General features: G+C 61.0%; 17 protein-coding genes and 1 pseudogene. 10 read left to right on the top strand and 8 right to left on the bottom strand.

The annotated features are described in order from the left end of the window. The first annotated feature begins 4 nt into the window (after positions 1–4). The 5 genes from lepB to pdxJ all read left to right on the top strand — a co-directional run bounded on the left by lepB (position 5) and on the right by pdxJ (position 4,293). Positions 5–859: a signal peptidase I gene (lepB, locus tag ACU680_RS09075; protein ID WP_007965160.1), complete on the top strand. Its 855-nt coding sequence runs from the start codon at positions 5–7 to the stop codon at positions 857–859. Positions 860–1,042: 183 nt separating this feature from the next. Further along, positions 1,043–1,732 carry a ribonuclease III gene (gene rnc, locus ACU680_RS09070; protein ID WP_024011703.1) on the top strand — a complete coding sequence of 230 codons (690 nt, stop codon included), beginning with the start codon at positions 1,043–1,045 and terminating at the stop codon, positions 1,730–1,732. Beyond that, positions 1,725–2,627 (top strand): GTPase Era, encoded by a 903-nt coding sequence (gene era, locus ACU680_RS09065; RefSeq protein WP_003221935.1) that lies wholly within the window; start codon positions 1,725–1,727, stop codon positions 2,625–2,627. Before rnc ends, era begins: the two co-directional genes overlap by 8 nt. A gap of 190 nt (positions 2,628–2,817) precedes the next feature. After that, complete coding sequence (recO, locus tag ACU680_RS09060; RefSeq protein ID WP_448179254.1) at positions 2,818–3,507, top strand: DNA repair protein RecO; 690 nt, start codon at positions 2,818–2,820, stop codon at positions 3,505–3,507. A 39-nt stretch (positions 3,508–3,546) separates the two neighbouring features. Then, entirely contained in the window at positions 3,547–4,293 is a 747-nt protein-coding gene (gene pdxJ, locus ACU680_RS09055) for a pyridoxine 5'-phosphate synthase (protein ID WP_008083632.1), read from the top strand. 85 nt (positions 4,294–4,378) lie between these two features. Here the strand turns inward: pdxJ and mltF are convergent, their stop codons facing one another. Further along, a complete protein-coding gene (gene mltF, locus ACU680_RS09050; protein WP_448179253.1) occupies positions 4,379–5,839 on the bottom strand; it encodes a membrane-bound lytic murein transglycosylase MltF in 1,461 nt (486 codons plus the stop codon). Between the two features lie 285 nt (positions 5,840–6,124). Between mltF and purL the strand changes: the two genes are divergently transcribed. The 5 genes and pseudogenes from purL (at position 6,125) to ACU680_RS09025 (ending at position 13,839) form a co-directional block, all read left to right on the top strand. Beyond that, on the top strand, positions 6,125–10,021 hold the full coding sequence (purL, locus tag ACU680_RS09045; RefSeq protein WP_448179252.1) for a phosphoribosylformylglycinamidine synthase: 3,897 nt from the start codon (positions 6,125–6,127) through the stop codon (positions 10,019–10,021). A gap of 5 nt (positions 10,022–10,026) precedes the next feature. Beyond that, positions 10,027–10,338, top strand: coding sequence for a YqfO family protein (locus ACU680_RS09040; RefSeq protein WP_367083238.1), 312 nt, complete (start codon positions 10,027–10,029; stop codon positions 10,336–10,338). Between the two features lie 389 nt (positions 10,339–10,727). Next, a pseudogene (locus ACU680_RS09035) lies at positions 10,728–11,816 on the top strand (autotransporter outer membrane beta-barrel domain-containing protein); the annotation flags it as partial. A gap of 1,116 nt (positions 11,817–12,932) precedes the next feature. Beyond that, positions 12,933–13,295, top strand: a complete 363-nt coding sequence (locus ACU680_RS09030) for a DUF6124 family protein (protein ID WP_400760983.1) — start codon at positions 12,933–12,935, stop codon at positions 13,293–13,295. A gap of 244 nt (positions 13,296–13,539) precedes the next feature. Then, positions 13,540–13,839: a hypothetical protein gene (locus ACU680_RS09025; RefSeq protein ID WP_448179251.1), complete on the top strand. Its 300-nt coding sequence runs from the start codon at positions 13,540–13,542 to the stop codon at positions 13,837–13,839. A 79-nt stretch (positions 13,840–13,918) separates the two neighbouring features. Here ACU680_RS09025 and nagE read toward each other — a convergent pair whose 3' ends face one another. The 7 genes from nagE to ACU680_RS08990 all read right to left on the bottom strand — a co-directional run bounded on the left by nagE (position 13,919) and on the right by ACU680_RS08990 (position 22,836). Continuing rightward, positions 13,919–15,634: an N-acetylglucosamine-specific PTS transporter subunit IIBC gene (gene nagE / locus ACU680_RS09020; protein ID WP_448179250.1), complete on the bottom strand. Its 1,716-nt coding sequence runs from the start codon at positions 15,632–15,634 to the stop codon at positions 13,919–13,921. 35 nt (positions 15,635–15,669) lie between these two features. After that, a complete protein-coding gene (gene ptsP / locus ACU680_RS09015) occupies positions 15,670–18,183 on the bottom strand; it encodes a phosphoenolpyruvate--protein phosphotransferase (protein ID WP_448179249.1) in 2,514 nt (837 codons plus the stop codon). Between the two features lie 180 nt (positions 18,184–18,363). Further along, positions 18,364–19,386 (bottom strand): SIS domain-containing protein, encoded by a 1,023-nt coding sequence (locus tag ACU680_RS09010; protein WP_448179248.1) that lies wholly within the window; start codon positions 19,384–19,386, stop codon positions 18,364–18,366. Further along, positions 19,367–20,473, bottom strand: coding sequence for an N-acetylglucosamine-6-phosphate deacetylase (gene nagA / locus ACU680_RS09005; protein WP_448179247.1), 1,107 nt, complete (start codon positions 20,471–20,473; stop codon positions 19,367–19,369). Before nagA ends, ACU680_RS09010 begins: the two co-directional genes overlap by 20 nt. Positions 20,474–20,497: 24 nt before the next feature. Further along, the gene (locus tag ACU680_RS09000; protein ID WP_448179246.1) at positions 20,498–21,229 is read right to left on the bottom strand and encodes a GntR family transcriptional regulator; all 732 of its coding nucleotides are present in this window, start codon (positions 21,227–21,229) and stop codon (positions 20,498–20,500) included. 457 nt (positions 21,230–21,686) lie between these two features. Beyond that, entirely contained in the window at positions 21,687–22,202 is a 516-nt protein-coding gene (locus ACU680_RS08995) for a L,D-transpeptidase family protein (protein ID WP_007967807.1), read from the bottom strand. Positions 22,203–22,284: 82 nt separating this feature from the next. Then, entirely contained in the window at positions 22,285–22,836 is a 552-nt protein-coding gene (locus ACU680_RS08990; RefSeq protein ID WP_448179245.1) for an NUDIX hydrolase, read from the bottom strand. Between the last annotated feature and the right edge of the window lie 48 nt (positions 22,837–22,884).

The following is a 22,884-nucleotide window of genomic DNA, read 5'->3' as shown; positions in this document are numbered from 1 at the left end:
TCCTATGTCACTAAATTTCCCGCTGTTGCTGGTCATCGCCGTGTTCGTCTGCGGCCTGTTGGCGTTGCTCGATCTGCTGTTCCTGGCACCGCGTCGGCGTGCTGCCATTGCCTCCTATCAAGGCAGTGTCAGCCAGCCCGAGCCCGTGGTGGTCGAGAAGCTGAACAAAGAGCCGTTGCTGGTTGAATACGGCAAGTCGTTCTTTCCGGTGCTGTTCATCGTGCTGGTGCTGCGTTCGTTCCTGGTGGAACCGTTCCAGATTCCATCCGGCTCGATGAAACCGACCCTGGACGTGGGCGACTTCATTCTGGTGAACAAGTTTTCTTACGGGATCCGCCTGCCGGTGATCGACAAGAAAGTCATCGAAGTCGGTGATCCACAGCGTGGCGATGTGATGGTGTTCCGCTACCCGAGCGACCCGAACGTCAACTACATCAAGCGTGTAGTCGGCCTGCCAGGCGACACGGTGCGTTACACCGCCGACAAGCGTCTGTTGGTCAATGGCGAGTCGATTGCCGAGCAACTGGTCGGCTCCGAGCCGGGCACGCTGGGCAGCGCGGAGCTCTACAAGGAAAAACTCGGCGCTGCCGAACACCTGATCCGCAAGGAAATGAGCCGCTACCGTGCTACCCCGGACCATACCTGGACCGTGCCGGCCGGCCATTACTTCATGATGGGTGACAACCGCGACAACTCCAACGACAGTCGCTACTGGGATGACCCGAACATTCCCAAGGATCTGCTGGGCATGGTTCCCGACCAGAATATCGTCGGCAAAGCCTTCGCTGTCTGGATGAGCTGGCCGGAACCGAAACTCAGCCACCTGCCGAATTTCTCGCGGGTTGGCCTGATCAAGTAATCAATCACGGCGCTGTTGACCACAGCGCCGAATGCATTTCTGGAGTCGACACAAATCGGCGCCAGGGCATGAAGCCACGATATTCAGGACGTCATTTTTGAACACAGCGTTAATTGTCCCAGGCCTGCGCCGTACCCCGGCGATGGCAGTGGAATCCAGCCACGAACTCAGCGTGGGTAAACCGTGAGCGTTTCTCTAAGCCGTCTCGAGCGCCAGCTCGGTTACACCTTCAAGGATCAGGAGCTGATGCTGCTGGCCCTCACGCACCGCAGCTTTGCCGGGCGTAACAACGAACGCCTGGAATTCCTCGGCGATGCCATCCTCAACTTCGTCGCCGGCGAGGCGCTGTTCGATCGCTTCCCGCTGGCCCGCGAAGGCCAGTTGTCGCGTTTGCGCGCACGCCTGGTGAAGGGTGAGACACTGGCCGTGCTGGCCCGTGGTTTTGACTTGGGCGACTACCTGCGTCTGGGCTCGGGCGAACTGAAAAGCGGTGGCTTCCGCCGCGAATCGATTCTGGCCGATGCCCTCGAAGCGCTGATCGGTGCGATCTACCTCGATGCCGGCATGGACGTCGCTCGCGAGCGCGTACTGGCCTGGCTGGCCGGTGAGTTCGAAGGCCTGACGCTGGTCGACACCAACAAGGATCCCAAGACCCGCCTGCAGGAACACCTGCAATCGCGCGGTTGCGAACTGCCACGCTATGAAGTGGTGGATATCCAGGGTGAGCCGCACTGCCGTACCTTCTTCGTCGAGTGCGAAGTGGTCTTATTGAATGAAAAAAGCCGAGGTCAGGGTGTGAGCCGTCGTATTGCCGAGCAGGTAGCGGCCGCCGCAGCACTGATTGCCCTGGGCGTGGAGAATGGCAATGACTGATACAAACGCAACTCGCTGTGGCTACGTTGCCATCGTCGGCCGTCCCAACGTCGGCAAGTCGACGCTGCTCAACCACATCCTCGGCCAGAAACTGGCGATCACCTCGCGCAAGCCGCAGACCACCCGTCACAACATGCTCGGGATCAAGACCGAGGGTGACGTGCAGGCGATCTACGTCGACACCCCCGGCATGCACAAGGGTGGCGAAAAGGCCCTGAACCGCTACATGAACAAAACCGCTTCGGCGGCGTTGAAAGACGTCGACGTGGTGATCTTCGTGGTCGACCGCACCAAGTGGACCGAAGAAGACCAGATGGTGCTGGAGCGCGTGCAGTACGTGACCGGCCCGCTGATCGTCGCGCTGAACAAGACCGACCGCATCGAAGACAAGGCCGAGCTGATGCCGCACCTGTCGTGGTTGCAGGAACAGCTGCCGAACGCGCAGATCATCCCGATTTCCGCGCAGCACGGGCACAACCTCGACGCGCTGGAAAAGGTCATCGCCGATCACCTGCCGGAGAATGATCACTTCTTCCCGGAAGACCAGATCACCGACCGCAGCAGCCGTTTCCTTGCCGCCGAACTGGTGCGCGAGAAAATCATGCGCCAGATGGGCGCCGAACTGCCGTACCAGATCACCGTCGAGATCGAAGAGTTCAAGCAGCAGGGCAAGACCCTGCATATTCATGCGCTGATCCTCGTCGAGCGTGACGGGCAGAAGAAGATCATCATTGGCGACAAGGGCGAGCGCATCAAACGCATCGGCACCGAAGCGCGCAAGGACATGGAGCTGCTGTTCGACTCCAAGATCATGCTCAACCTGTGGGTCAAGGTGAAGGGCGGCTGGTCCGACGACGAGCGTGCACTGCGTTCGCTGGGTTACGGCGACCTGTAAACGTTGGTTTCGCTGTGCGAGCGGGCTTCTGTGGCGAGGGAGCTTGCTCCCGCTCGGCTGCGAAGCAGTCGTGAAATCGGGCGCCTCGGTGTGCCTGACACACCAAATCGCTGATCTTGGGGCTGCTTCGCAACCCGGCGGGAGCAAGCTCCCTCGCCACAATTGATGATCTTCAGAGATCTTTCGGCTTATGTCGCAAACCCCATCTCCCGCCCAACTCGCCTACGTCCTGCATTCGCGCGCCTACCGTGAAACCAGCGCGCTGGTCGACTTCCTTACGCCGCAAGGGCGGCTGCGGGCGGTGTTGCGCAGTGCGCGGGGCAAGGCCGGGACACTGGCGCGACCATTCGTGCCGCTGGAAGTCGAGTTTCGTGGCAAGGGTGAACTGAAAAATGTCGGGCGCATGGAAAGTGCCGGCAACGCGACCTGGATGGTTGGCGAGGCGCTGTTCAGTGGCCTCTACCTCAATGAGTTGCTGATCCGCCTGCTGCCTGCTGAAGATCCGCACCCGGCGGTGTTTGATCATTACGCTGCAACACTGCTGGCCCTGGCCGAAGGTCGCCCGCTGGAGCCGTTGTTGCGCTCGTTCGAATGGCGCCTGCTGGACGATCTCGGTTACGGCTTCTCCCTGAATACCGATATCCACAGCGATCCGGTCGCGCCGGACGGTCTTTATCGTCTGCAAGTGGATGCCGGGCTTGAACGTGTCTTCCTGTTGCAGCCGGGTTTGTTCAACGGCACCGAATTGCTGGCCATGGCCGAAGCCGACTGGACCGCTCCCGGCGCGCTGTCGGCGGCCAAGCGTCTGATGCGTCAGGCACTGGCCGTTCATCTGGGTGGCCGTCCCCTCGTCAGCCGCGAGCTATTTCGCAAGCCCTGATATGCTGTGCGCCGAATCTTTCCCTTCAGGAGCGCATCCGTGACCACCAGCAATCGCATTCTTCTTGGCGTGAACATCGACCACGTCGCCACCCTGCGTCAGGCCCGTGGCACACGCTACCCGGATCCGGTCAAGGCAGCGCTGGACGCGGAAGAGGCGGGCGCCGACGGCATCACCGTGCACCTGCGCGAAGACCGCCGGCACATCCAGGAGCGCGACGTGCTGTTGCTCAAGGATGTGCTGCAGACCCGCATGAACTTCGAAATGGGCGTCACCGAAGAAATGATGGCTTTCGCCGAGCGCATCCGTCCGGCGCACATCTGCCTGGTCCCGGAAACCCGTCAGGAGCTGACCACTGAAGGCGGTCTGGATGTAGCGGGGCAGGAAGAGCGCATCAAGGCAGCGGTCGAGCGCCTGTCGAAGATCGGCAGCGAAGTGTCGCTGTTCATCGATGCTGACGAGCGCCAGATCGCCGCGTCGAAGCGCGTCGGTGCGCCGGCCATCGAACTGCACACCGGGCGTTACGCCGATGCCGAAACCCCGACCGAGGTTGCTGAAGAGTTGCAGCGTGTGGCGGACGGCGTGGCGTTTGGTCTGGCGCAGGGCCTGATCGTCAACGCCGGGCATGGCCTGCATTATCACAACGTCGAAGCCGTGGCGGCGATCAAGGGCATCAACGAACTGAACATCGGCCATGCGCTGGTGGCGCATGCGTTGTTCGTCGGGTTCAAGTCTGCGGTGTCCGAGATGAAGGCGTTGATACTGGCGGCTGCGCTCAAAGGCTAAAGATCTAAAGATCGCAGCCTTCGGCAGCTCCTACAGATGTACGCAAAACCCTGTAGGAGCTGCCGAAGGCTGCGATCTTTTGCTTTTAGAGCGGGGCAGGCTCTTGCGCCGGCTTGGTCTTATCGATCCCCGGCACATGCAGATTGCCCTCGGCCACCTGATCGCCTTCAAGCTGCGGCTGGGTCACCCAGGTCAGGATGTCGTAGTAGCGACGGATGTTCGCCACGAAATGCACCGGCTCGCCGCCCCGGGCGTAGCCGTAGCGGGTCTTGCTGTACCACTGCTTCTGCGACAGGCGCGGCAGCATCTTCTTCACGTCCAGCCACTTGTCCGGATTCAGGCCTTCACGAGACGCCAGTTTGCGTGCGTCATCGAGGTGACCGCTGCCGACGTTGTACGCCGCCAGCGCAAACCAGGTGCGGTCCGGCTCCTGAATCGATTCGTCGAGCTGATCCTTCATATAAGCCAGGTACTTGGCGCCGCCCATGATGCTTTGCTTGGGATCGAGACGGTTCGACACGCCCATGGCCTGAGCGGTGTTCTGGGTCAGCATCATCAGACCGCGCACGCCGGTTTTCGAGGTGACCGCCGGTTGCCAAAGCGATTCCTGATAACCGATGGCCGCCAGCAGGCGCCAGTCGACTTTCTCTTTCTTGGCGTAGGTCTTGAAGTGCTGTTCGTATTTGGGCAGGCGTTGCTGCAAGTGTTGGGCGAAGGTGGTGGCGCCCATGTAGCCGAGGACATCGACGTGGCCGTAGTAACGGTCTTTCAGGCGCTGCAGGGTGCCGTTCTTCTGCACCTTGTCGAGGTAGGCGTTGATCTCGTTGAGCAGGCTGTTGTCTTCGCCAGCGGCCACCGCCCAACTCTGGCTGCGCGCATCGCCGAGGTCGAAGGCCACGCGGATGTTGGTGAAGTACACCTGGTTCATCGCCACTTCGTTGGAGTCGACCAGCGTCAGGTCGATCTGGCCTTCATCGACCATGCGCAGCAGATCGACCACTTCAACAGCGTCGGATTCTTCGTACTCGATGCCCGGAAACTTCTTTTTCAGCTCCGCCAGTTGCTCGGCGTGGGTGCTGCCCTTGAGTACCATGATCTTTTTGCCGACCAGATCACCTGGATCGGTAGGGCGCGACTGGCCGTTGCGATAGATGATCTGCGGCGTGACTTCGAGGTAGGAGTGGGAGAAGCGCACCTGCTTCTTGCGCTCATCGCTGCTGACCAGACCCGCCGCCGCCAGCACCGGGCCGTTCGGCTTGCCGATCTGGTTGAACAGGTCGTCGAGGTTGTCGGCGGTCTCGATCTTCAGTTCAACACCCAAATCGTCGGCGAAGCGCTTCACCAGCTCGTATTCGAAGCCGGTTTCACCGCTGCGATCCTGAAAGTAGGTGGCGGGGCTGTTACGGGTAATCACCCGCAGCACACCATCCTCCTTTACGCGCTCGAGTGTGTTGGGTTTATCAACACAGCCACCGAGCATCAGGAAGAGTCCGGTTGCGATCAGCCATCTGGCGTACCGCGGACGCAAAGCCGTTGGGAAAAACATCTGCGCAGTATACGCAAACGGCTGCGGGCGCCATATCTCGACAGTGAGGGGCTTGTCTGCTAGAGATCACAAAACTGCACGAAACCCCGCAGGAATGGGGCTGAACGGCATTTTGTGACAGAAAAAATAAGCGCTGCCCGCACACCCTCGAAATTTGACTTCAAAGGCAGAAACACAGATTGATATCCGAGTGCAACCGTGCGTAGCGTTTCGGGTGATGTTGAGGGCGGTTTAGGCTAGAATGCACGGCCTCAAAGCACACCCCTTCCCGAGGCTGTCCCGAAGATGTTGATCCTGCGCGGCGCTCCTGCCCTTTCTGCCTTTCGCCACAGCAAACTCCTTGAGCAACTGAGCCAGAAGGTTCCAGCTGTCAGTGGCCTGTATGCTGAATTCGCTCACTTCGCCGAAGTCACCGGCGTCCTGACCGGCGACGAACAGCAGGTGCTTGCGCGCCTTCTGAAGTACGGCCCAAGCGTTCCGGTACAAGAGCCGACCGGCCGTCTGTTTCTGGTATTGCCGCGGTTCGGCACCATCTCGCCATGGTCGAGCAAGGCCAGCGACATCGCCCGCAACTGCGGCCTGAGCAAGATCCAGCGCCTGGAGCGCGGCATCGCGTTCTACGTCGCCGGCCAGTTCAGCGACGCCGAGGCCCAGCAAATCGCCGACGTGCTGCATGACCGCATGACCCAGATCGTTCTGGGCAATCTGGAACAGGCTGCCGGTCTGTTCAGCCACGCCGAGCCGAAGCCGCTGACCGCGATCGACATCCTCGGTGGCGGCCGCGCCGCACTGGAAAAAGCCAACACCGAGCTGGGCCTGGCCCTGGCCGAAGACGAGATCGACTATCTGGTCAACGCCTTCAACGGTCTCAAGCGCAACCCGCACGACATCGAACTGATGATGTTCGCCCAGGCCAACTCCGAGCACTGCCGCCACAAGATCTTCAACGCCAGTTGGGATATTGACGGCGAGAGCCAGGAAAAAAGCCTGTTCGGCATGATCAAGAACACCTATCAGATGCACAACGAAGGCGTGCTGTCCGCTTATAAGGACAACGCTTCGGTGATCGTCGGCAACGTCGCCGGCCGCTTCTTCCCGGATCCGGAAACCCGCCAGTACGGCGCGGTGCAGGAGCCGGTGCACATCCTGATGAAGGTCGAGACCCACAACCACCCGACCGCGATCGCCCCGTTCCCGGGCGCGTCCACCGGTTCCGGTGGCGAGATCCGCGACGAAGGTGCAACCGGTCGTGGCGCCAAGCCAAAGGCCGGCCTGACCGGTTTCACCGTGTCCAACCTGCAGATTCCGGGCTTCGAACAGCCGTGGGAAGTGCCGTACGGCAAGCCTGAGCGCATCGTCACCGCGCTGGACATCATGATCGAAGGCCCGCTGGGTGGCGCTGCGTTCAACAACGAATTCGGTCGTCCGGCCCTGACCGGCTACTTCCGTACCTTCGAACAATCGATCAGCACCCCGCACGGTGACGAAGTTCGTGGTTACCACAAGCCGATCATGCTCGCGGGCGGCATGGGCAACATCCGCGAAGAACACGTCAAGAAAGGCGAGATTCTGGTCGGCTCCAAGCTGATCGTGCTCGGCGGCCCGGCGATGCTCATCGGTCTGGGCGGCGGCGCTGCGTCCTCGATGGCCACCGGCACCAGCTCGGCGGACCTCGACTTCGCTTCCGTACAGCGTGAAAACCCTGAGATGGAGCGTCGCTGCCAGGAAGTCATCGACCGTTGCTGGCAGCTGGGCGACAAGAACCCGATCAGCTTCATCCACGACGTGGGTGCGGGCGGTCTGTCCAACGCCTTCCCGGAACTGGTCAACGACGGCGACCGTGGTGGCCGTTTCGAACTGCGCAACATTCCCAACGACGAGCCGGGCATGGCCCCGCACGAAATCTGGTCCAACGAATCCCAGGAACGTTACGTTCTGGCGGTCGGCCCGGCCGACTTCGAGCGCTTCAAGGCGATCTGCGAACGTGAGCGTTGCCCGTTCGCCGTGGTCGGCGAAGCCACTGCCGAGCCGCAACTGACCGTGACCGACAGCCACTTCGGCAACAACCCGGTGGACATGCCGCTGGAAGTGTTGCTGGGCAAGGCCCCGCGCATGCACCGTTCGGTGGTTCGCGAAGCCGAGCTGGGCGATGACTTCGATCCGTCGAACCTCGACATCAGCGAATCCATCGAACGCGTTCTGCACCACCCGGCCGTAGCGAGCAAAAGCTTCCTGATCACCATCGGCGACCGCACCATCACCGGCCTCGTGGCCCGTGACCAGATGGTCGGCCCATGGCAGGTTCCGGTGGCCGACGTCGCCGTCACCGCCACCAGTTTCGACGTCTACACCGGTGAAGCGATGGCCATGGGCGAGCGCACTCCGCTGGCGCTGCTGGACGCCCCGGCGTCGGGCCGCATGGCCATCGGCGAAACCCTGACCAACATTGCCGCTTCGCGCATCAACAAGATCTCCGACATCAAACTGTCGGCGAACTGGATGTCCGCTGCCGGCCACCCGGGCGAAGATGCACGTCTGTACGACACCGTGAAAGCGGTCGGCATGGAACTGTGCCCTGAACTGGGCATCACCATCCCGGTCGGCAAGGACTCGATGTCCATGGCCACCCGCTGGAACGACAACGGTGAAGAAAAAACCGTGACCTCGCCAATGTCGCTGATCGTGACCGGTTTCGCCCCAGTGGCTGACATCCGTCAGACCCTGACCCCGGAACTGCGCATGGACAAGGGCACCACCGACCTGATCCTGATCGACCTTGGTCGCGGTCAGAACCGTATGGGTGCCTCGATCCTCGCTCAGGTTCACGGCAAGCTCGGCAAACACGCGCCGGACGTCGACGACGCCGAAGACCTGAAAGCCTTCTTCGCGGTGATCCAGGGCCTCAACGCCGACGGTCACCTGCTGGCTTACCACGACCGTTGCGACGGTGGTCTGCTGACCTCCGTGGTGGAAATGGCGTTCGCCGGCCACTGCGGTCTGAGCCTGAACCTGGACAGCGTTGCCGAAAATTCGGCCGAAATCGCTGCGATCCTGTTCAACGAAGAACTGGGTGCAGTGATCCAGGTCCGTCAGGACGCCACCCCGGATATCCTCGCGCAATTCAGCGCGGCCGGTCTGGGTGACTGTGTGTCGGTGATCGGCCAGCCGATCAACAATGGCCAGATCAACATCACCTTCAACGGTGACACCGTGTTCGAAGGCCAGCGTCGTCTGCTGCAGCGTCAGTGGGCCGAGACCAGCTACCAGATCCAGCGTCTGCGCGACAACGCCGACTGCGCCGAGCAAGAGTTCGACGCGCTGCTGGAAGAAGACAACCCGGGCCTGAGCGTCAAGCTGAGCTACGACGTCAATCAGGACATCGCCGCGCCTTACATCAAGAAAGGCATCCGCCCACAGGTGGCCGTGCTGCGTGAGCAGGGCGTCAACGGTCAGGTGGAAATGGCCGCCGCGTTCGACCGCGCCGGTTTCAACGCGATCGACGTGCACATGAGCGACATTCTCGCCGGCCGTGTCGACCTGAACGAGTTCAAAGGTCTGGTGGCCTGCGGTGGTTTCTCCTACGGCGACGTCCTCGGCGCCGGTGAAGGCTGGGCCAAGTCGGCACTGTTCAACAGCCGTGCCCGCGATGCGTTCCAGGGCTTCTTCGAGCGTAACGACAGCTTCACCCTCGGCGTGTGCAACGGTTGCCAGATGATGTCCAACCTGCACGAGCTGATCCCGGGCAGCGAGTTCTGGCCGCACTTCGTGCGCAACCGCTCCGAGCAGTTCGAAGCGCGCGTGGCGATGGTGCAGATCCAGGAATCGAACTCGATCTTCCTGCAGGGCATGGCCGGTTCGCGCATGCCGATCGCCATCGCGCACGGTGAAGGCCATGCCGAGTTCTCCAGCGAAGAAGCCCTGCTGGAAGCCGATCTGTCGGGTTGCGTGGCGATGCGTTTCGTCGACAACCACGGTAAGGTCACCGAAGCCTACCCGGCCAACCCGAACGGTTCGCCGCGCGGGATTACCGGTCTCACCAGCCGCGACGGTCGTGTGACGATCATGATGCCGCACCCGGAGCGGGTGTTCCGCGCGGTGCAGAACTCGTGGCGTTCGGAAGACTGGACCGAGGATGCTCCTTGGATGCGCATGTTCCGTAACGCGCGTGTCTGGGTGAACTAAGCGTCGTGTACAAGCTCGGGTTTTTTGTTCCTGACAGTCATGTCGAGGTGGTCAAGGACGCTGTATTCGCTGCCGGTGGTGGGCGGATCGGGGACTATGACCACTGTGCTTGGCAGGTGCTTGGGTCTGGTCAGTTTCGGCCTTTGCACGGCAGTCAGCCGTTCATTGGCGAGGCGGGGCAGGTTGAGCGGGTTGAGGAATGGAAGGTTGAGCTTGTGGTGGTGGATGAGTTGATCGTGGCTGTTGTGGCGGCGTTGAAGCTCAGTCATCCGTACGAGACGCCGGCTTATGAGGTGTGGCGGCTGGAAGATTTCTGAGTCTTTGGCCGCTGATAAAAGAACCGCTGAAAGTGATTTCAGCGGTTTTTTTTGCCTGCTTTTTGCTGGTAATGCCAAAGCGCTATATAGGATGATCGAGTCATAACGACAAAAGGATTTCTCGCATGTTTCTTACCCGTCATCGTTTCACCGTATGTATGGCCTCGGTTGTTGCCGGAGGTTTTTTCAATCAAGTCAGAGCGGCAGAGACGATCAGCGATGCCTTCAATCGGGTGGACGTTCCTCATAAGCTGGACCTTAGTCGTTATGCTCGAACTGCGAACGGTATCCATGCCGCTGAAAGTATCCAAACGATAAGCCCTGCACTCGATTTCGACCCGATCTTCGGGCCTCCAGGGTCTGGATTTCCGGTCAATGGGGATAAGTCCAACGTCCTTTACAACGCTGTCATGACGATCTCTCAAGGTGCTGCAGGCATTAGTGCAGCCATCGAAAGTCTCGCTGCTGGCAGCAATGCCAATTTGAGCAGCGCCACACTGGCCGCCAGTTCGTCGGTAATGACCAGCATGCGTACAGCGATGCAGCAAATGGGCAGCGATAGCGGCTTGCGGGTGGGGCTTGATTCATCGCAGACCCCAGTTCTGGCGGCCACTGACGTTGCGAACACTGTTCGCAATCTGAACGATCCAAGCGCACCGGGCCGCGTATGGCTGCAAGGCATTGGCAGCTACGGCAAGCTCGACGGCGAACAGGGCAATTCCAGTTTTGAGCAACGAACGGCTGGCACTGTGCTGGGCGTGGATTGGTCGCTTTCGCCCGAATGGCGCATGGGCGTACTCGGTGGTTATTCGAAGACTGACCTCGACAGCCATAGCTTCGAGGGCACGCTGCACAGTTGGCATGTCGGCGCGTACGCCATGCGCCAGGATGGGCCTCTGGCGTTACGCCTGGGGGCGGCTTACAGCGGCCATGACGGAGATAATAAGCGAACGGTTGAATTCGAAGGCTTCAGCGACCGGCCAAAAGGCAACTACGATGCCGACAGCCAACAAGCCTTTGCGGAACTGGGCTATTTGTTGGGCAGTGGCCGGCTCAACGTCGAGCCATTCGCCAATCTGGGGTACCAGCGTTATCACCGCGAAGGGTTCACTGAAAAAGGCGGCTTGGCCGCGTTGGCCGTGGACTCCCAGACCCAGGATAACTTCAGCAGCACGTTCGGCGTGCGACTGGCGCAGCTTAATCAGTTGCAGAACGGTATCAGCGTAACGCCGAGGGGTAGCCTTGGCTGGCGCCACACTTACGGCGACGTAGAAAGTGAAACCCGTCAGGCCTTTGTTTTGGGTGGCTCCGGGTTCAATGTCCAGGGCAGTGCTTTGGATCGCGACAGCCTGATAGTCGGGGCAGGTGTGGACGTCGGGATCTCTGCACGCCAAACCCTGAGTATTGGTTACAACGCCGAGGTGGGTAGCAATAGTCGTAATCAAGCGTTGACCGGGCAGTGGCAGATGAGTTTCTAGAGGCAAAATGTAAACCCGCGGAAAGCAAATTCTGCGGGTTTTTTGTTGGCCACGATTTGAGGGGTTAACTCATTTAACTGTGGAAGTTGGCTTGCCGGCGATGGCGCCCTTATAGTCGACCATGCTCTTGTTGATTGGGTGAATATCCATTCTTTTGGTTGCTGCGGCTGGCGGTTTCGCCCTTACGGCGACTCACTTTTTTACAAGCGCCTAAAAAAGTAAGCAAAAAACGCTTGCCCCAACGTTCGGCCCGCTCGCTGAGGCTCGGGGTTCCTTCGCTCCGGGATTGATCCGGGCGCATCGCCTCCGGTTTGCTTCGCTGCACCTCCTCTCGATGTGTTCGACTTCGTCGAACGGTCGCTGCGCTCCCACCCTCCGGATCAATCCCTCCACTCAGCCTGCCGACGGGGCCGGTGGATCAAGATCAAAAGCTGCAGCCGAGCTTGCGCTCATCCTGTTGAGTGGTGAAGAGCACGGGGTGTTCGGTTTTTGATTTGTGTTGGAGCTGCCCCTCATCGGAACGCCGACCGCCCAGCCCTTTCCCGAGGGAGAGGGGGCCGATTTTTGGGCTTTTCAGGATATGAGTTCGACTCGGTATTTCACGTCGGCGTACATCCACCAAACACCTCGGTCAGTCCCTTCTCCTCTGGGTGAGGGGGGGGTGAGGGGCTTTTGATCTGTTTCAGAGTCTGAATTCGATTCGGTATTTCACGTCGGCGTACATCCACCAAACACCTCGGTCAGTCCCCTCTCCCTCTGGGAGAGGGCTAGGGAGAGGGTTTGTTTTTGGTTGTTTAATGATGTGTCGAATAACCAGAACCTTCCCACAAGGTTTTCAGGTTGTCCGTCGGACGCCCGCTCTCTAGGCTTTGTCTGTCGCTGCCAATTCAGCGACCGGGCGTGAGATCCCCGGAATGCTTGCAACTAGCGCCAACACCACGATAATTGGCGCCAGCTCAATCTGCTGCCTGCTTTATGGCGGCTGTGTGCGGGCAGACTTCGGTCTGGCCGGTTGCCTGCTCCGGTGGATCTCACCCTGCACATAGCTGCCACCTCTTTGCCGCGTGAGATCCGGCGAACGATGGCATCTTCACACGCCGTAGCAGGAGTTGAATTTTGGACAAACTGATCCCCGACCCACCCCACGAAACCACAGCACCCCCCGTAGACGCTATCCGCGTCGAAGACCTGACGAAAGACCGTGAAGCCATCAAGCGCGCTGTCGATTTCTACTTCACTCCGCAAACCGCTCAGGCGCATCAGCCCAGCACAATGTTCATGGTCAACCCCAACGTCGACCCCGAAACCCTGCTGGCCCACGCCTACGAATCGTTGGCCTGCGCCAGTGCCATGGCCAGCAACTTCGCCAACGAACTCAGCGGCCTGCAACGCAGCACCGCACTGGCGATCCAGCAAATCGTCATGCTCGCCGAACTGGCGGTAAACCGCGCGCTGGACCGGGTCGATCCGCAAACCTGATTCATCGGATGATCATCGCAAACCGGCTCGTCCCGTCGCGGACCTCATCTCCTTTCTGGGGAGTTGAGACCTCGCGTGGGAGCGAGCCGTCGGCAACCGACTTTTGGATTCAATGCCCAGGTTTGCCTTGATGATGACCGATCATCGGAAACCACCGCTTACCTGTAATTTCTGACAGTGGTGCGCTTCGGCCAACTTCTATCTGATGAGACCTCCAACCACAACGGGTAAGAAGGATTTTGCTATGTCTACTGAAAAAAATACTGTGCCAGTAATTACCTCTTTAAAAGACAGTAAAGGTGCGGAGATTCCAAACGGTGGTACCACCTCGGCCACCGCTGTTGAGTTGAGTGGCCTGGCGCCTGCTGCTGATACCGTCGAAATTTTTGACAATGCTGCTGTGAAGGGGCGCGTAACCGCTAACGCTGCAGGCGATTGGCTCTTTCACTTGACAGGGTTGTCAGTGGGGGTTCATTCGATCACGGCCAAAGGAGAGGCTGGCACTTCCGCAGCACACAGGTTTACCGTTGTCGCCGCCAAGTAAACACCCGATAAAAAGCCGCTGAGCTCCACAGCCCAGCGGCTTTCCGTTTATCAGTGAGGCTGGTGAATTTTGCCGAGGGTTAAACCTTGGCGCTGACCTCACTCCGATTAACCAACGCCTCAATCGCCCCACTCAAACTCGCCGCTTTCTCACCAATCAACAAATGCCAGACCCCATCTTCCAAGGGGCTGACACCCTGGCAACCCAACGCTTTCAACTGAGCCTCGGACAACGCTTTTCCATCGGCCAATTGCAGGCGAATACGCGTCAGCGCGATGCAGTCCAGTTGCAGCACATTCTCGCTACCGCCCAGTGCCGTCAGCCATTGTTGAGCTTCCGGTGCAGCGACCAACGCAGCTTTCGATTCCTCGACCACCACCGCAGGCGCAGCCACAAGTGCACGCCCCAGCGCCGGCATGGCGAGGCGGATTTCATCGGCGATGCTGTCGGCCAATGGCCCCACAACAACCTGCAAACTGCCGCCCTTGCCCGGGCGTACCACGGCCATCGCACCCAGTGCCTTCAAGTCAGCGTCGGAAGCCTTGTTGCGATCAACCATTTCAAGGCGCAGACGAGTCGTGCAGGCGCCCACGGTAAGCAGATTCTCGGCACCGCCCAAGGCCTTGATGTACGCCGCCGCACGTTCGTTTTCCGTGAGCACCGACTTCTCGGTGGCGGCCACGTCCTCACGCCCCGGCGTCTTCAGATTGAAGCGGCGGATACAGAAATCAAACACCGCGTAATACACCACGGCGTACGCCAGCCCGACCGGAATCACCAACCAGCCATTGGTCGAGCGCCCCCAACCCAGCACCATGTCGATGAAGCCGCCAGAGAAGGTAAAACCCAAATGGATGTTCAGCGCATTGGTGATCGCCATCGACAACCCGGTCAGCAGCGCATGTAGCAGATACAGCAGTGGCGCCAAAAACATGAAGGCGAATTCAATCGGTTCGGTCACCCCGGTCAGGAATGATGTCAGCGCCATCGACAGGAAGATCCCGCCCATGACCTTGCGCCGCTCCGGCAGGGCGTTGCGGTACATCGCCAGACACGCGGCGGGCAGGCCGAAGATCATCATCGGGAACATGCCGGTCATGAACTGGCCACCCTTCGGGTCGCCGGCGAAGTAGCGCGACAGGTCACCCGTCACCAGAGCACCGGTCGTTGGATCGGTGAAGTTGCCGAACACGAACCACGCCATGTTGTTGAGGATGTGGTGCAGGCCAGTAACGATCAGCAGGCGGTTGAACACGCCAAACACGAACGCGCCGATGCTGCCGCTTTCCATCATCAGCGCACCAAAAGCGTTGATGCCGTGCTGGATCGGCGGCCAGATGTAGCCGAACACCACGCCCAAACCGACGGCGGCGAAGCCAGTGACAATCGGCACAAACCGCCGGCCACCGAAGAACGCCAGGTATTCCGGCAGCTTGATGTCCTTGAAGCGGTTGTACAGTGCGCCGGCCATCAGGCCGCTGACGATCCCGGCGAGCATGCCCATGTTGATGCTCGGGTCGAGCACCTTGAGCGTGGAGATCATCACCAGATAACCGATCACCCCGGCCAGGCCGGCGGTGCCGTTGTTGTCCTTGGCGAAACCGACGGCGATGCCGATGGCGAAGATCATCGCCAGGTTGGCGAAAATGACTTGGCCGGCATCGTGAATGATCGCGATGTTCAACAGGTCGGTGTCACCCAGACGCAGCAGCAGGCCGGCAATCGGCAGGATCGCGATCGGCAGCATCAGCGCACGGCCGAGGCGTTGCAGGCCTTCGATGAAGAGTTGGTACATGGTGGTTCTCCCTGCTCTTTATAGAGAGCTTGTTGTTAGTGCAGAGGCCAATGCTGGTGGCAGGCCTGACGTACCGCAGCAGCGCTGTTGAGTTTCAACAGGTCGAGGCTGAGGCGTTGGCATTCGGCCTCGTGCAACTGGCGCACGCGATCCTTGATTTCACCGATCTGTACCGGGCTCACCGACAGCTCGGTCACGCCGAGGCCGATCAGCACCGGGGTTGCCAGCGGATCGGAAGCGAGGGCACCGCACACGCCGACCCAGCGCTTGTGCACCGCTGCACCTGCGCAGGTCATGGCGATCAGCCGCAGCAGCGCCGGGTGTAGCGCATCGACCCGAGCGGCCAAACCTGCGTGGTCGCGGTCCATGGCCAGGGTGTATTGCGACAGGTCGTTGGTGCCGATCGACAGGAAGTCGGCGTGCTCGGCCAGTTGTTCGGCTTGCAGCGCGGCGGCGGGCACTTCGATCATCACACCGATTTCCGGGCGCTGATTGATGCCCAACTCCAGGCACAGCGCATCGACCCGTTGGCGGATGTGCAGCAGTTCGTCGACTTCGGTGACCATCGGCAACAGGATCCGGCAACGGCGCAGCGGGCTGACTTGCAGCAGCGCGCGCAGTTGCTGATCAAGGATTTCCGGGCGGGCCTGAGCCAGACGAATGCCACGCAAGCCGAGCACCGGGTTGGCTTCGGCGGGCAGCGGCAGGTAGTCGAGTTGCTTGTCGCCACCGACATCGATGGTGCGGATGATCACCGAGTGCTCACCCATCGCATCGAGCACGGCTTGATAGGCAGAGCGCTGTTCTTCGACGTCCGGCGCCGTTTGCCGGTCGACGAACAGAAACTCGGTGCGCAACAGGCCAACGCCATCGGCGCCGTTGGCAAAGGCGTCCGCCGCCTCATGGCTGGAGGCAACATTGGCAACCACTTCGATGTGCACACCGTTGCGGGTTTCGGCCGGCAAGTGAGCGTTGGCTTGTTGCGCATCGCGGCGTTGCTGACGGTCGATTTGCGCCTGCTGCACTTCGGCCTGGCGTTCGGCGTTCGGCGTCAGTTCGAGGCGGCCGCCATCGGCATCCAGCACCACAGACTGACCTTGTGGCTGATCGAGCAGAACCGAACCCAGCGCCACCAGGCACGGCAGGCCTTTGCCGCGCGCCAGAATCGCCACGTGCGACGTCGCGCCGCCTTCGGCCATGCACAACCCGGCGACGCCTTGCGCGCTGAGTTGCAGAAGGTCCGACGGCGTCAGTTCATGCGCAGCGACGATGGCCCCGGCCGGCACATCGTAATGCCAGGCTTCGCCGAGCAGGGCGCGCAGCACCCGTTGCTTGAGGTCGCGCAGGTCGTTGGCGCGTTCGGCCAGCAGCGCACTGCCGGTATGTTGCAGCACTTCGCACTGCACGTCGATCGACTGGCTCCAGGCGTGAGTCGCCGCCGTGCCTTGGTCGATAGCATGCTGCGCGGCATCGAGCAGGGCCGGGTCTTCGAGCAGTGCCAGATGCGCGGCGAAGATCGCTTCTTCGTCGCTGTTCCGGTGCTTTTTCGCTTGGGCGAGGGTCGCGTTGATTTCGCCGCGAACCTGATTCAGCGCCGACTCAAGCACTTGCTGTTGCACCAGCGGATCATGCTTGCCCGCATCCGCCGGCAGGCTGATCGCGTTGAGGCGAAACAGCGGCCCGCCGACCAGTCCCGGTGCGGCGCACACCCCTTGCAGCACGCCAGCTTCGGCCGGGCGTTTTTGCGGTGCGGCGCTGACCGGAGCAGCGGCGTGATGATCGTCGGGCAGAGCCGTCGCCAACGCATTGAGCAAGGCTTGCAGCGCGGCTTCGGCGTCCGGTCCCTGGCAGCTGACCTGCACTTGATCCTGTTCGCCGATGGCCAGACCCATCAGCCCGATCAGGCTGTTGCACGGCGCCGATTTGCCGGCGAAGTGCAGGTGCGACTGGCTCTTGAAGCCTTGTGCGGTCTGGCGAATCAGCGCGGCCGGGCGCGCATGCAAGCCGCCGCGATGAGCGACCAATACTTGACCCTGAACCTCTGGGCCACCCATCTGTTCAGTCGCCGCCGTGGCATTGTTGCGCGCGACGATGTGCAACAACGGTTCGCCAACTTTCACCGCTTTAAGCGTGATCGGGCGCACCTGGAAATCCTGGCTGTTAGTCAGGATCAACAGGCTGACCAGGCTTTTGCATTGCTGGCCGACCTTGTCCAGGTCGTAGCGCAACAACGGCTGGCCGTTGCTGACCCGGGTGCCTTGCTTGACCAGCATCGAGAAGCCTTCGCCGTTCAGTTCAACGGTGTCCAGGCCCAGATGCAGGAGGATTTCCGCGCCGTTGTCGGCGCGCACGGTCAGCGCGTGGCCGGTGCGGGCGACATGGATGATCTCCCCGGCGCAGGGCGAGTACAGGGTGTCATTCAGCGGGTCGATGGCGATGCCGTCACCCATCGCGCCGCTGGCGAACACCGCGTCCGGGACTTTGGCGAGCGTGAGCACCGGGCCGCTGAGCGGGGCGCTGAGGGTCAGCTCTTTATTGTTGTTGTGCATGGCTCGGTCTCATCAGTAATTTCGCTGTCCCCTGTAGGAGCTGCCGCAGGCTGCGATCTTTTGATCTTGTTTTTTCAACGTCAAAATCAAAAGATCGCAGCCTGCGGCAGCTCCTACAGGGTTGTGCATCAATCAACGGTTTTCCGTCCGCCGACAGGGTTGTGCATCGTTCAGCAGTGGTTAGTGCGTACGGGTCACTTTGCTCAGGTGGCGCGGCTGGTCCGGGTCCATGCCGCGGGCCACGGCCAGGCCGGCGGCCATCACGTAGAAGCTCTGGATCGCCAGAATCGGATCGAGGGCCGGGTGTTCGGCGCGACTCAGGGTCAGGTCGCGTTCAAGGATGTCGTCCGGCGCCGCGAGCAATACACGGGCGCCGCGTTGCCGCATCTCCGCCGCAAGGCTGATCAGACCGGCCTGCTCGGCACCGCGTGGGGCGAACACCAGCAGCGGGTAGTGCTCGTCGATCAGCGCCATCGGGCCGTGGCGGACTTCGGCACTGCTGAAGGCTTCGGCCTGAATTGCCGAGGTTTCCTTGAATTTCAGCGCGGCTTCCTGAGCGATGGCAAAACCGGCGCCACGACCAATGACCATCAGGCGTTCGCAATCGCGCAGCGCTTCGATGGCCACGCTCCAGTCCTGTTTCGCTGCTTCGCGCAGGCCTTCGGGCAAGGCGTTGTGCGCCTCCAACAGTTCGTTGTCCTCTTTCCAGTGCGCGATCAGGCGGGCGCTGGCGCTGAGGGTGGCGATGAAACTCTTGGTCGCGGCGACGCTGCTTTCGGTGCCGGCGAGCAGTGGCAGGCTGAATTCGCAGGCCGCTTCCAGTGGTGAATCGGCGGCGTTGACCATCGACACACTGAGCGCGCCACGCTTGCGCAGCAGGCGCAGGCTGTTGACCAGATCCGGACTTTGCCCCGATTGCGAAAAGGCGAACGCGACTTGACCGCTGACCTTCAGCGGCGCCTGCTGCATGGTCACCACCGACATCGGCAACGACGCCACCGGCACCCCCAGTTGCTGCATGGTCAGGTAGGCGAAGTAGCTCGCCGCGTGGTCGGAACTGCCGCGCGCGACGGTCATCGCCACTTGCGGCGGCTGCCGGCGCAGACGCCCGGCGATCTCGATCATTTGCGGGTCGAGCTGTTGCAGTTGGGCTTGCACGGCCTCGAACGAGGACAGCGCCTCTTCAAGCATTTTTGAAGTCAATGTCTTCTCCTTCGACCATGACGGCGGTCAGTGTGAGTGAGCGATCCAGCCGCACGCAGTCGGCCCAGGCACCCGGTTCGAGGCGCCCGCGTTCGTTGATGCCGAGGTAGTCGGCGGGAAATTGCGACAGGCGCTGCGAGGCCTCGGCGATCGGCAGTCCGATCTTCACCAGATTGCGCAGGGCCTGATCCATGGTCAGGGTGCTGCCGGCCAGCGTGCCGTCGGGCAGGCGCACGCCGCCCAGGCATTTGGTCACGGTGTGGCTGCCGAGCTTGTATTCACCGTCGGGCATGCCGGCGGCGGCGGTCGAATCGGTGACGCAGTACAGGCACGGGATCGAACGCAGTGCCACGCGGATCGCACCGGGGTGCACGTGCAGCAAGTCCGGGATCAGTTCGGCGAATTTGGCATGGGCCAACGCGGCGCCGACGATCCCCGGTTCGCGGTGATGCAGCGGGCTCATGGCGTTGTACAAATGGGTGAAACTGGTGGCGCCGGCATCCAGGGCGGCGACGCCTTCCTCGTAGCTGCCGAGGGTGTGGCCGATCTGCATGCGGATGCCGCGGCTGCTCAGTTCACGAATCAAGCCGTCGTGGCCGGCGATTTCCGGAGCGATGGTGATCACCCGGATCGGCGCCAGCGCCAGGTATTCCTCGACTTCAGCCATCAACGCGGTGTGGGCGAAATTCGGTTGCGCGCCGAGTTTGCCGGGGTTGATGTACGGGCCTTCGAGGTGTACGCCGAGTACTCGGGCGGTGCCGTGCGGACGTTGTTCGCAGAACTCGCCGACCTCTTTCAGCACGCTGGAGATCTCGGCACTCGGCGCGGTCATGGTGGTGGCCAGCAGCGAAGTGGTGCCGAAACGTACGTGGGTTTTGGTGATGGTTTCGAAGGCGCTGGCGCCTTCCATGATGTCTTTGCCACCACCGCCGTGGACGTGCAGATCGATGAAACCCGGCAGCAGGTAGGGCAGGTCATTGTCGGCCGGATCGCAGGGCACGCCTTCGATCGACACGACTTTGCCGTGTTCGTGGATCAGCCGACCGCGAACCCAGCCGCTGGCGGTAAGGATGTTGTCTTCGGACATTTCGGTTCTCGCTTATGGCTGCTCTTAACGACGCAGCTCTGCAACAAAGTCGTAGTAGTCGTTGCGGCAATAGGTGTCGGTGACTTCGATCGGCGTGTTGTCTTCCAGGTAGCCGACCCGGGTCATCAGCAGCATGGCGGTGCCGGGGGCGATGCCGACCAGCGCTGCGAACTCGTCCGAGGCGTTGATCGCCTGAATGTGCTGCAGGGCGCGAACGATGGGTTTGCCGATGCCGTCGAGGTATTCGTAAAGCGAATCGCCGACCAGGTGCGGCTTGGGCATGATCGAGGCGGGCAGGGTGCTCATCTCGATGGCCATCACCGTGTCGTCGGCCTTGCGCAGGCGTTTCATGCGCGCGACCTTGTCGTTCGGCGACAGGCTCAGGCGGATCAGTTCTTCGTGGGTCGGCAGGGTGATTTCGCGTTCCAGCCACTGCGAGCTGGGGACGAAGCCCTTGAGGCGAAGCATTTCGCTGAAGCCCGAGAGGCGTGACAGCGGTTGTTCCAGCCGGGGGGTGATGAAGGTGCCGGAACCTTGCAGGCGGCGGATCAGACCTTGATCGAGCAGCACTTCCAGCGCCTTGCGCGCGGTGACCCGGGAGATCCCCAGTTGCTCGCTGAGGTTGCGCTCGGAGGGCATGGCCTGCTCGGCCTTCCAGTGCCCGGAATGGATCGCCGATTCCAGATTGCGCGCCAGCTGCAGGTACAGCGGCGTCGGCTGGGAGTCATCTGGGCGTAGGGCCTGGAGGTCGTTCATGTAGGTCATTTCCGACGCGAGTATAGGATTGTTGTGGCTCGCTTGTGGGGCGGAAATTAATACCACTTGAATACCATGTCAACGCGGGGAATCGAGCTGTGGCCCAATGAAATGGCGGGTTTCGGGGGGTGTGGTTTGAAGTGGTATTAGCGGTGGGCTTCAAAAAACAAAAGATCGCAGCCTGCGGCAGCTCCTACAGTGGGAAGTGGTATCAACCCTGTAGGCGCTGCCGCAGGCTGCGATCTTTTGATTTATTTTTTCGAGAGCGACCAAAGGTAGCGGTAGTGCTCATATCTGTGGCGAGGGAGCTTGCTCCCGCTGGGCTGCGAAGCGGCCCCAAACCCTATCTCCGCTAACTGTCTGACATACCGCGCGTTCAGCTTTTACGACTGCTGCGCAGCCGAGCGGGACGGTGCGTCGATTCGACAAGCTCCCTCGCCATAGGTTTTCGGTCAGCCTAAGGGCGAATCTCGATCATCGTACCGTCCGGCACCAGACCCCAGACTTCACGCATGTCCATGTTGCGCATGGCGATGCAGCCGTCGGTCCAGTCCAGGGTGTGGAACAGGTCTTCGGGAGTTTCTTCCGAATCCGGGGTGCCGTGGATCATGATCATCCCGCCAGGCTCGACGCCTTCGCGGCGGGCGCGGGCCGAATCGCTGATGTTCGGGTAGGAGATGTGCATCGCCAGGTTGAATTTTTCACTGACCTTGCGCCAGTCGATCCAGTAGAAACCTTCCGGCGTGCGTTTGTCGCCTTCAATCAGTTTCGGTCCTTTTTTCGCGCCCTTGCCCAGGGAAATGCGATAGGTCTTGATCGGTTTGCCGTCGGCAATCAGCTGCAGTTGATGCGCCGATTTGAGCACCAGGATTTTTTCGATCATCGGGGTATTCGACGGCGTGACGGTGGTCACGAAGGAGGCTTGTGAGACCGTGACGAACGACAGGCAAAGCAGGGCAAGCAACCAGCGCATTGAAACGATTCCCCAAGAGTGACGCAATGTTAAGTGTAGGAGCTGCCGCAGGCTGTGATCTTTTGATCTTTGATTTTTTGAGTCAGCTGATGGCGGGCTGGACCAACGGCGGAATCGATTCCGAACGAACCGGATACGCCTCGATCCGTCGATCCGCGAAGAAGCATTCTAAGGTACGCCCCACGGTGCGGAAAGCCAGCTCGTCCCACGGGATGTCGGCTTCGTCGAATAGTTGCACTTCCAGGCTCTCGGGGCCGGCGGCAAAGTCCAGATCGGCCAGTTCGGCGCGGAAGAACACATGCACCTGACTGATGTGCGGCACATCGATCAGGGTATAGATGCTCAGGTTGCGCACCCGGGCGCAGGCTTCCTCGGCGGTTTCGCGGATCGCGGCCTGCTCGATGGTTTCGCCGTTTTCCATGAAACCGGCAGGCAGCGTCCAGTAACCGAGGCGTGGCTCGATGGCACGGCGGCAGAGCAACACTTTGCTGCCCCAGGTCGCGACGCAACCAGCGACGATATTGGGGTTTTGATAGTGAATGGTCTGACAGCTGTCGCAGACAAATCGCAGCCGCGAGTCGCCTTCGGGAATGCGCTGGGTCACCGGGTTGCCGCACTGGCTGCAAAATTTCATGCTGGGGTTCCTGAATGCTGCGCCTATCTTGGCGTGCAGCGGTGCCGG

This window comes from Pseudomonas sp. LF020 (assembly GCF_053456425.1).
The sequence above is the reverse complement of the archived record's forward strand: the minus strand, read 5'-3'. Positions and strand labels throughout refer to the sequence as shown.

What these genes read in the sequence shown, in the direction of transcription:
- recO (WP_448179254.1), top strand. Translation starts at nt 2,818, where the DNA reads ATGTCGCAAACCCCATCTCCCGCCCAACTCGCCTACGTCCTGCATTCG.
- nagE (WP_448179250.1), bottom strand. Translation starts at nt 15,634, where the DNA reads ATGTACCAACTCTTCATCGAAGGCCTGCAACGCCTCGGCCGTGCGCTG.
- nagA (WP_448179247.1), bottom strand. Translation starts at nt 20,473, where the DNA reads ATGTCCGAAGACAACATCCTTACCGCCAGCGGCTGGGTTCGCGGTCGG.
- ACU680_RS09025 (WP_448179251.1), top strand. Translation starts at nt 13,540, where the DNA reads ATGTCTACTGAAAAAAATACTGTGCCAGTAATTACCTCTTTAAAAGAC.
- mltF (WP_448179253.1), bottom strand. Translation starts at nt 5,839, where the DNA reads ATGTTTTTCCCAACGGCTTTGCGTCCGCGGTACGCCAGATGGCTGATC.
- ACU680_RS09000 (WP_448179246.1), bottom strand. Translation starts at nt 21,229, where the DNA reads ATGAACGACCTCCAGGCCCTACGCCCAGATGACTCCCAGCCGACGCCG.
- ACU680_RS08995 (WP_007967807.1), bottom strand. Translation starts at nt 22,202, where the DNA reads ATGCGCTGGTTGCTTGCCCTGCTTTGCCTGTCGTTCGTCACGGTCTCA.
- ptsP (WP_448179249.1), bottom strand. Translation starts at nt 18,183, where the DNA reads ATGCACAACAACAATAAAGAGCTGACCCTCAGCGCCCCGCTCAGCGGC.
- purL (WP_448179252.1), top strand. Translation starts at nt 6,125, where the DNA reads ATGTTGATCCTGCGCGGCGCTCCTGCCCTTTCTGCCTTTCGCCACAGC.
- lepB (WP_007965160.1), top strand. Translation starts at nt 5, where the DNA reads ATGTCACTAAATTTCCCGCTGTTGCTGGTCATCGCCGTGTTCGTCTGC.
- ACU680_RS08990 (WP_448179245.1), bottom strand. Translation starts at nt 22,836, where the DNA reads ATGAAATTTTGCAGCCAGTGCGGCAACCCGGTGACCCAGCGCATTCCC.
- era (WP_003221935.1), top strand. Translation starts at nt 1,725, where the DNA reads ATGACTGATACAAACGCAACTCGCTGTGGCTACGTTGCCATCGTCGGC.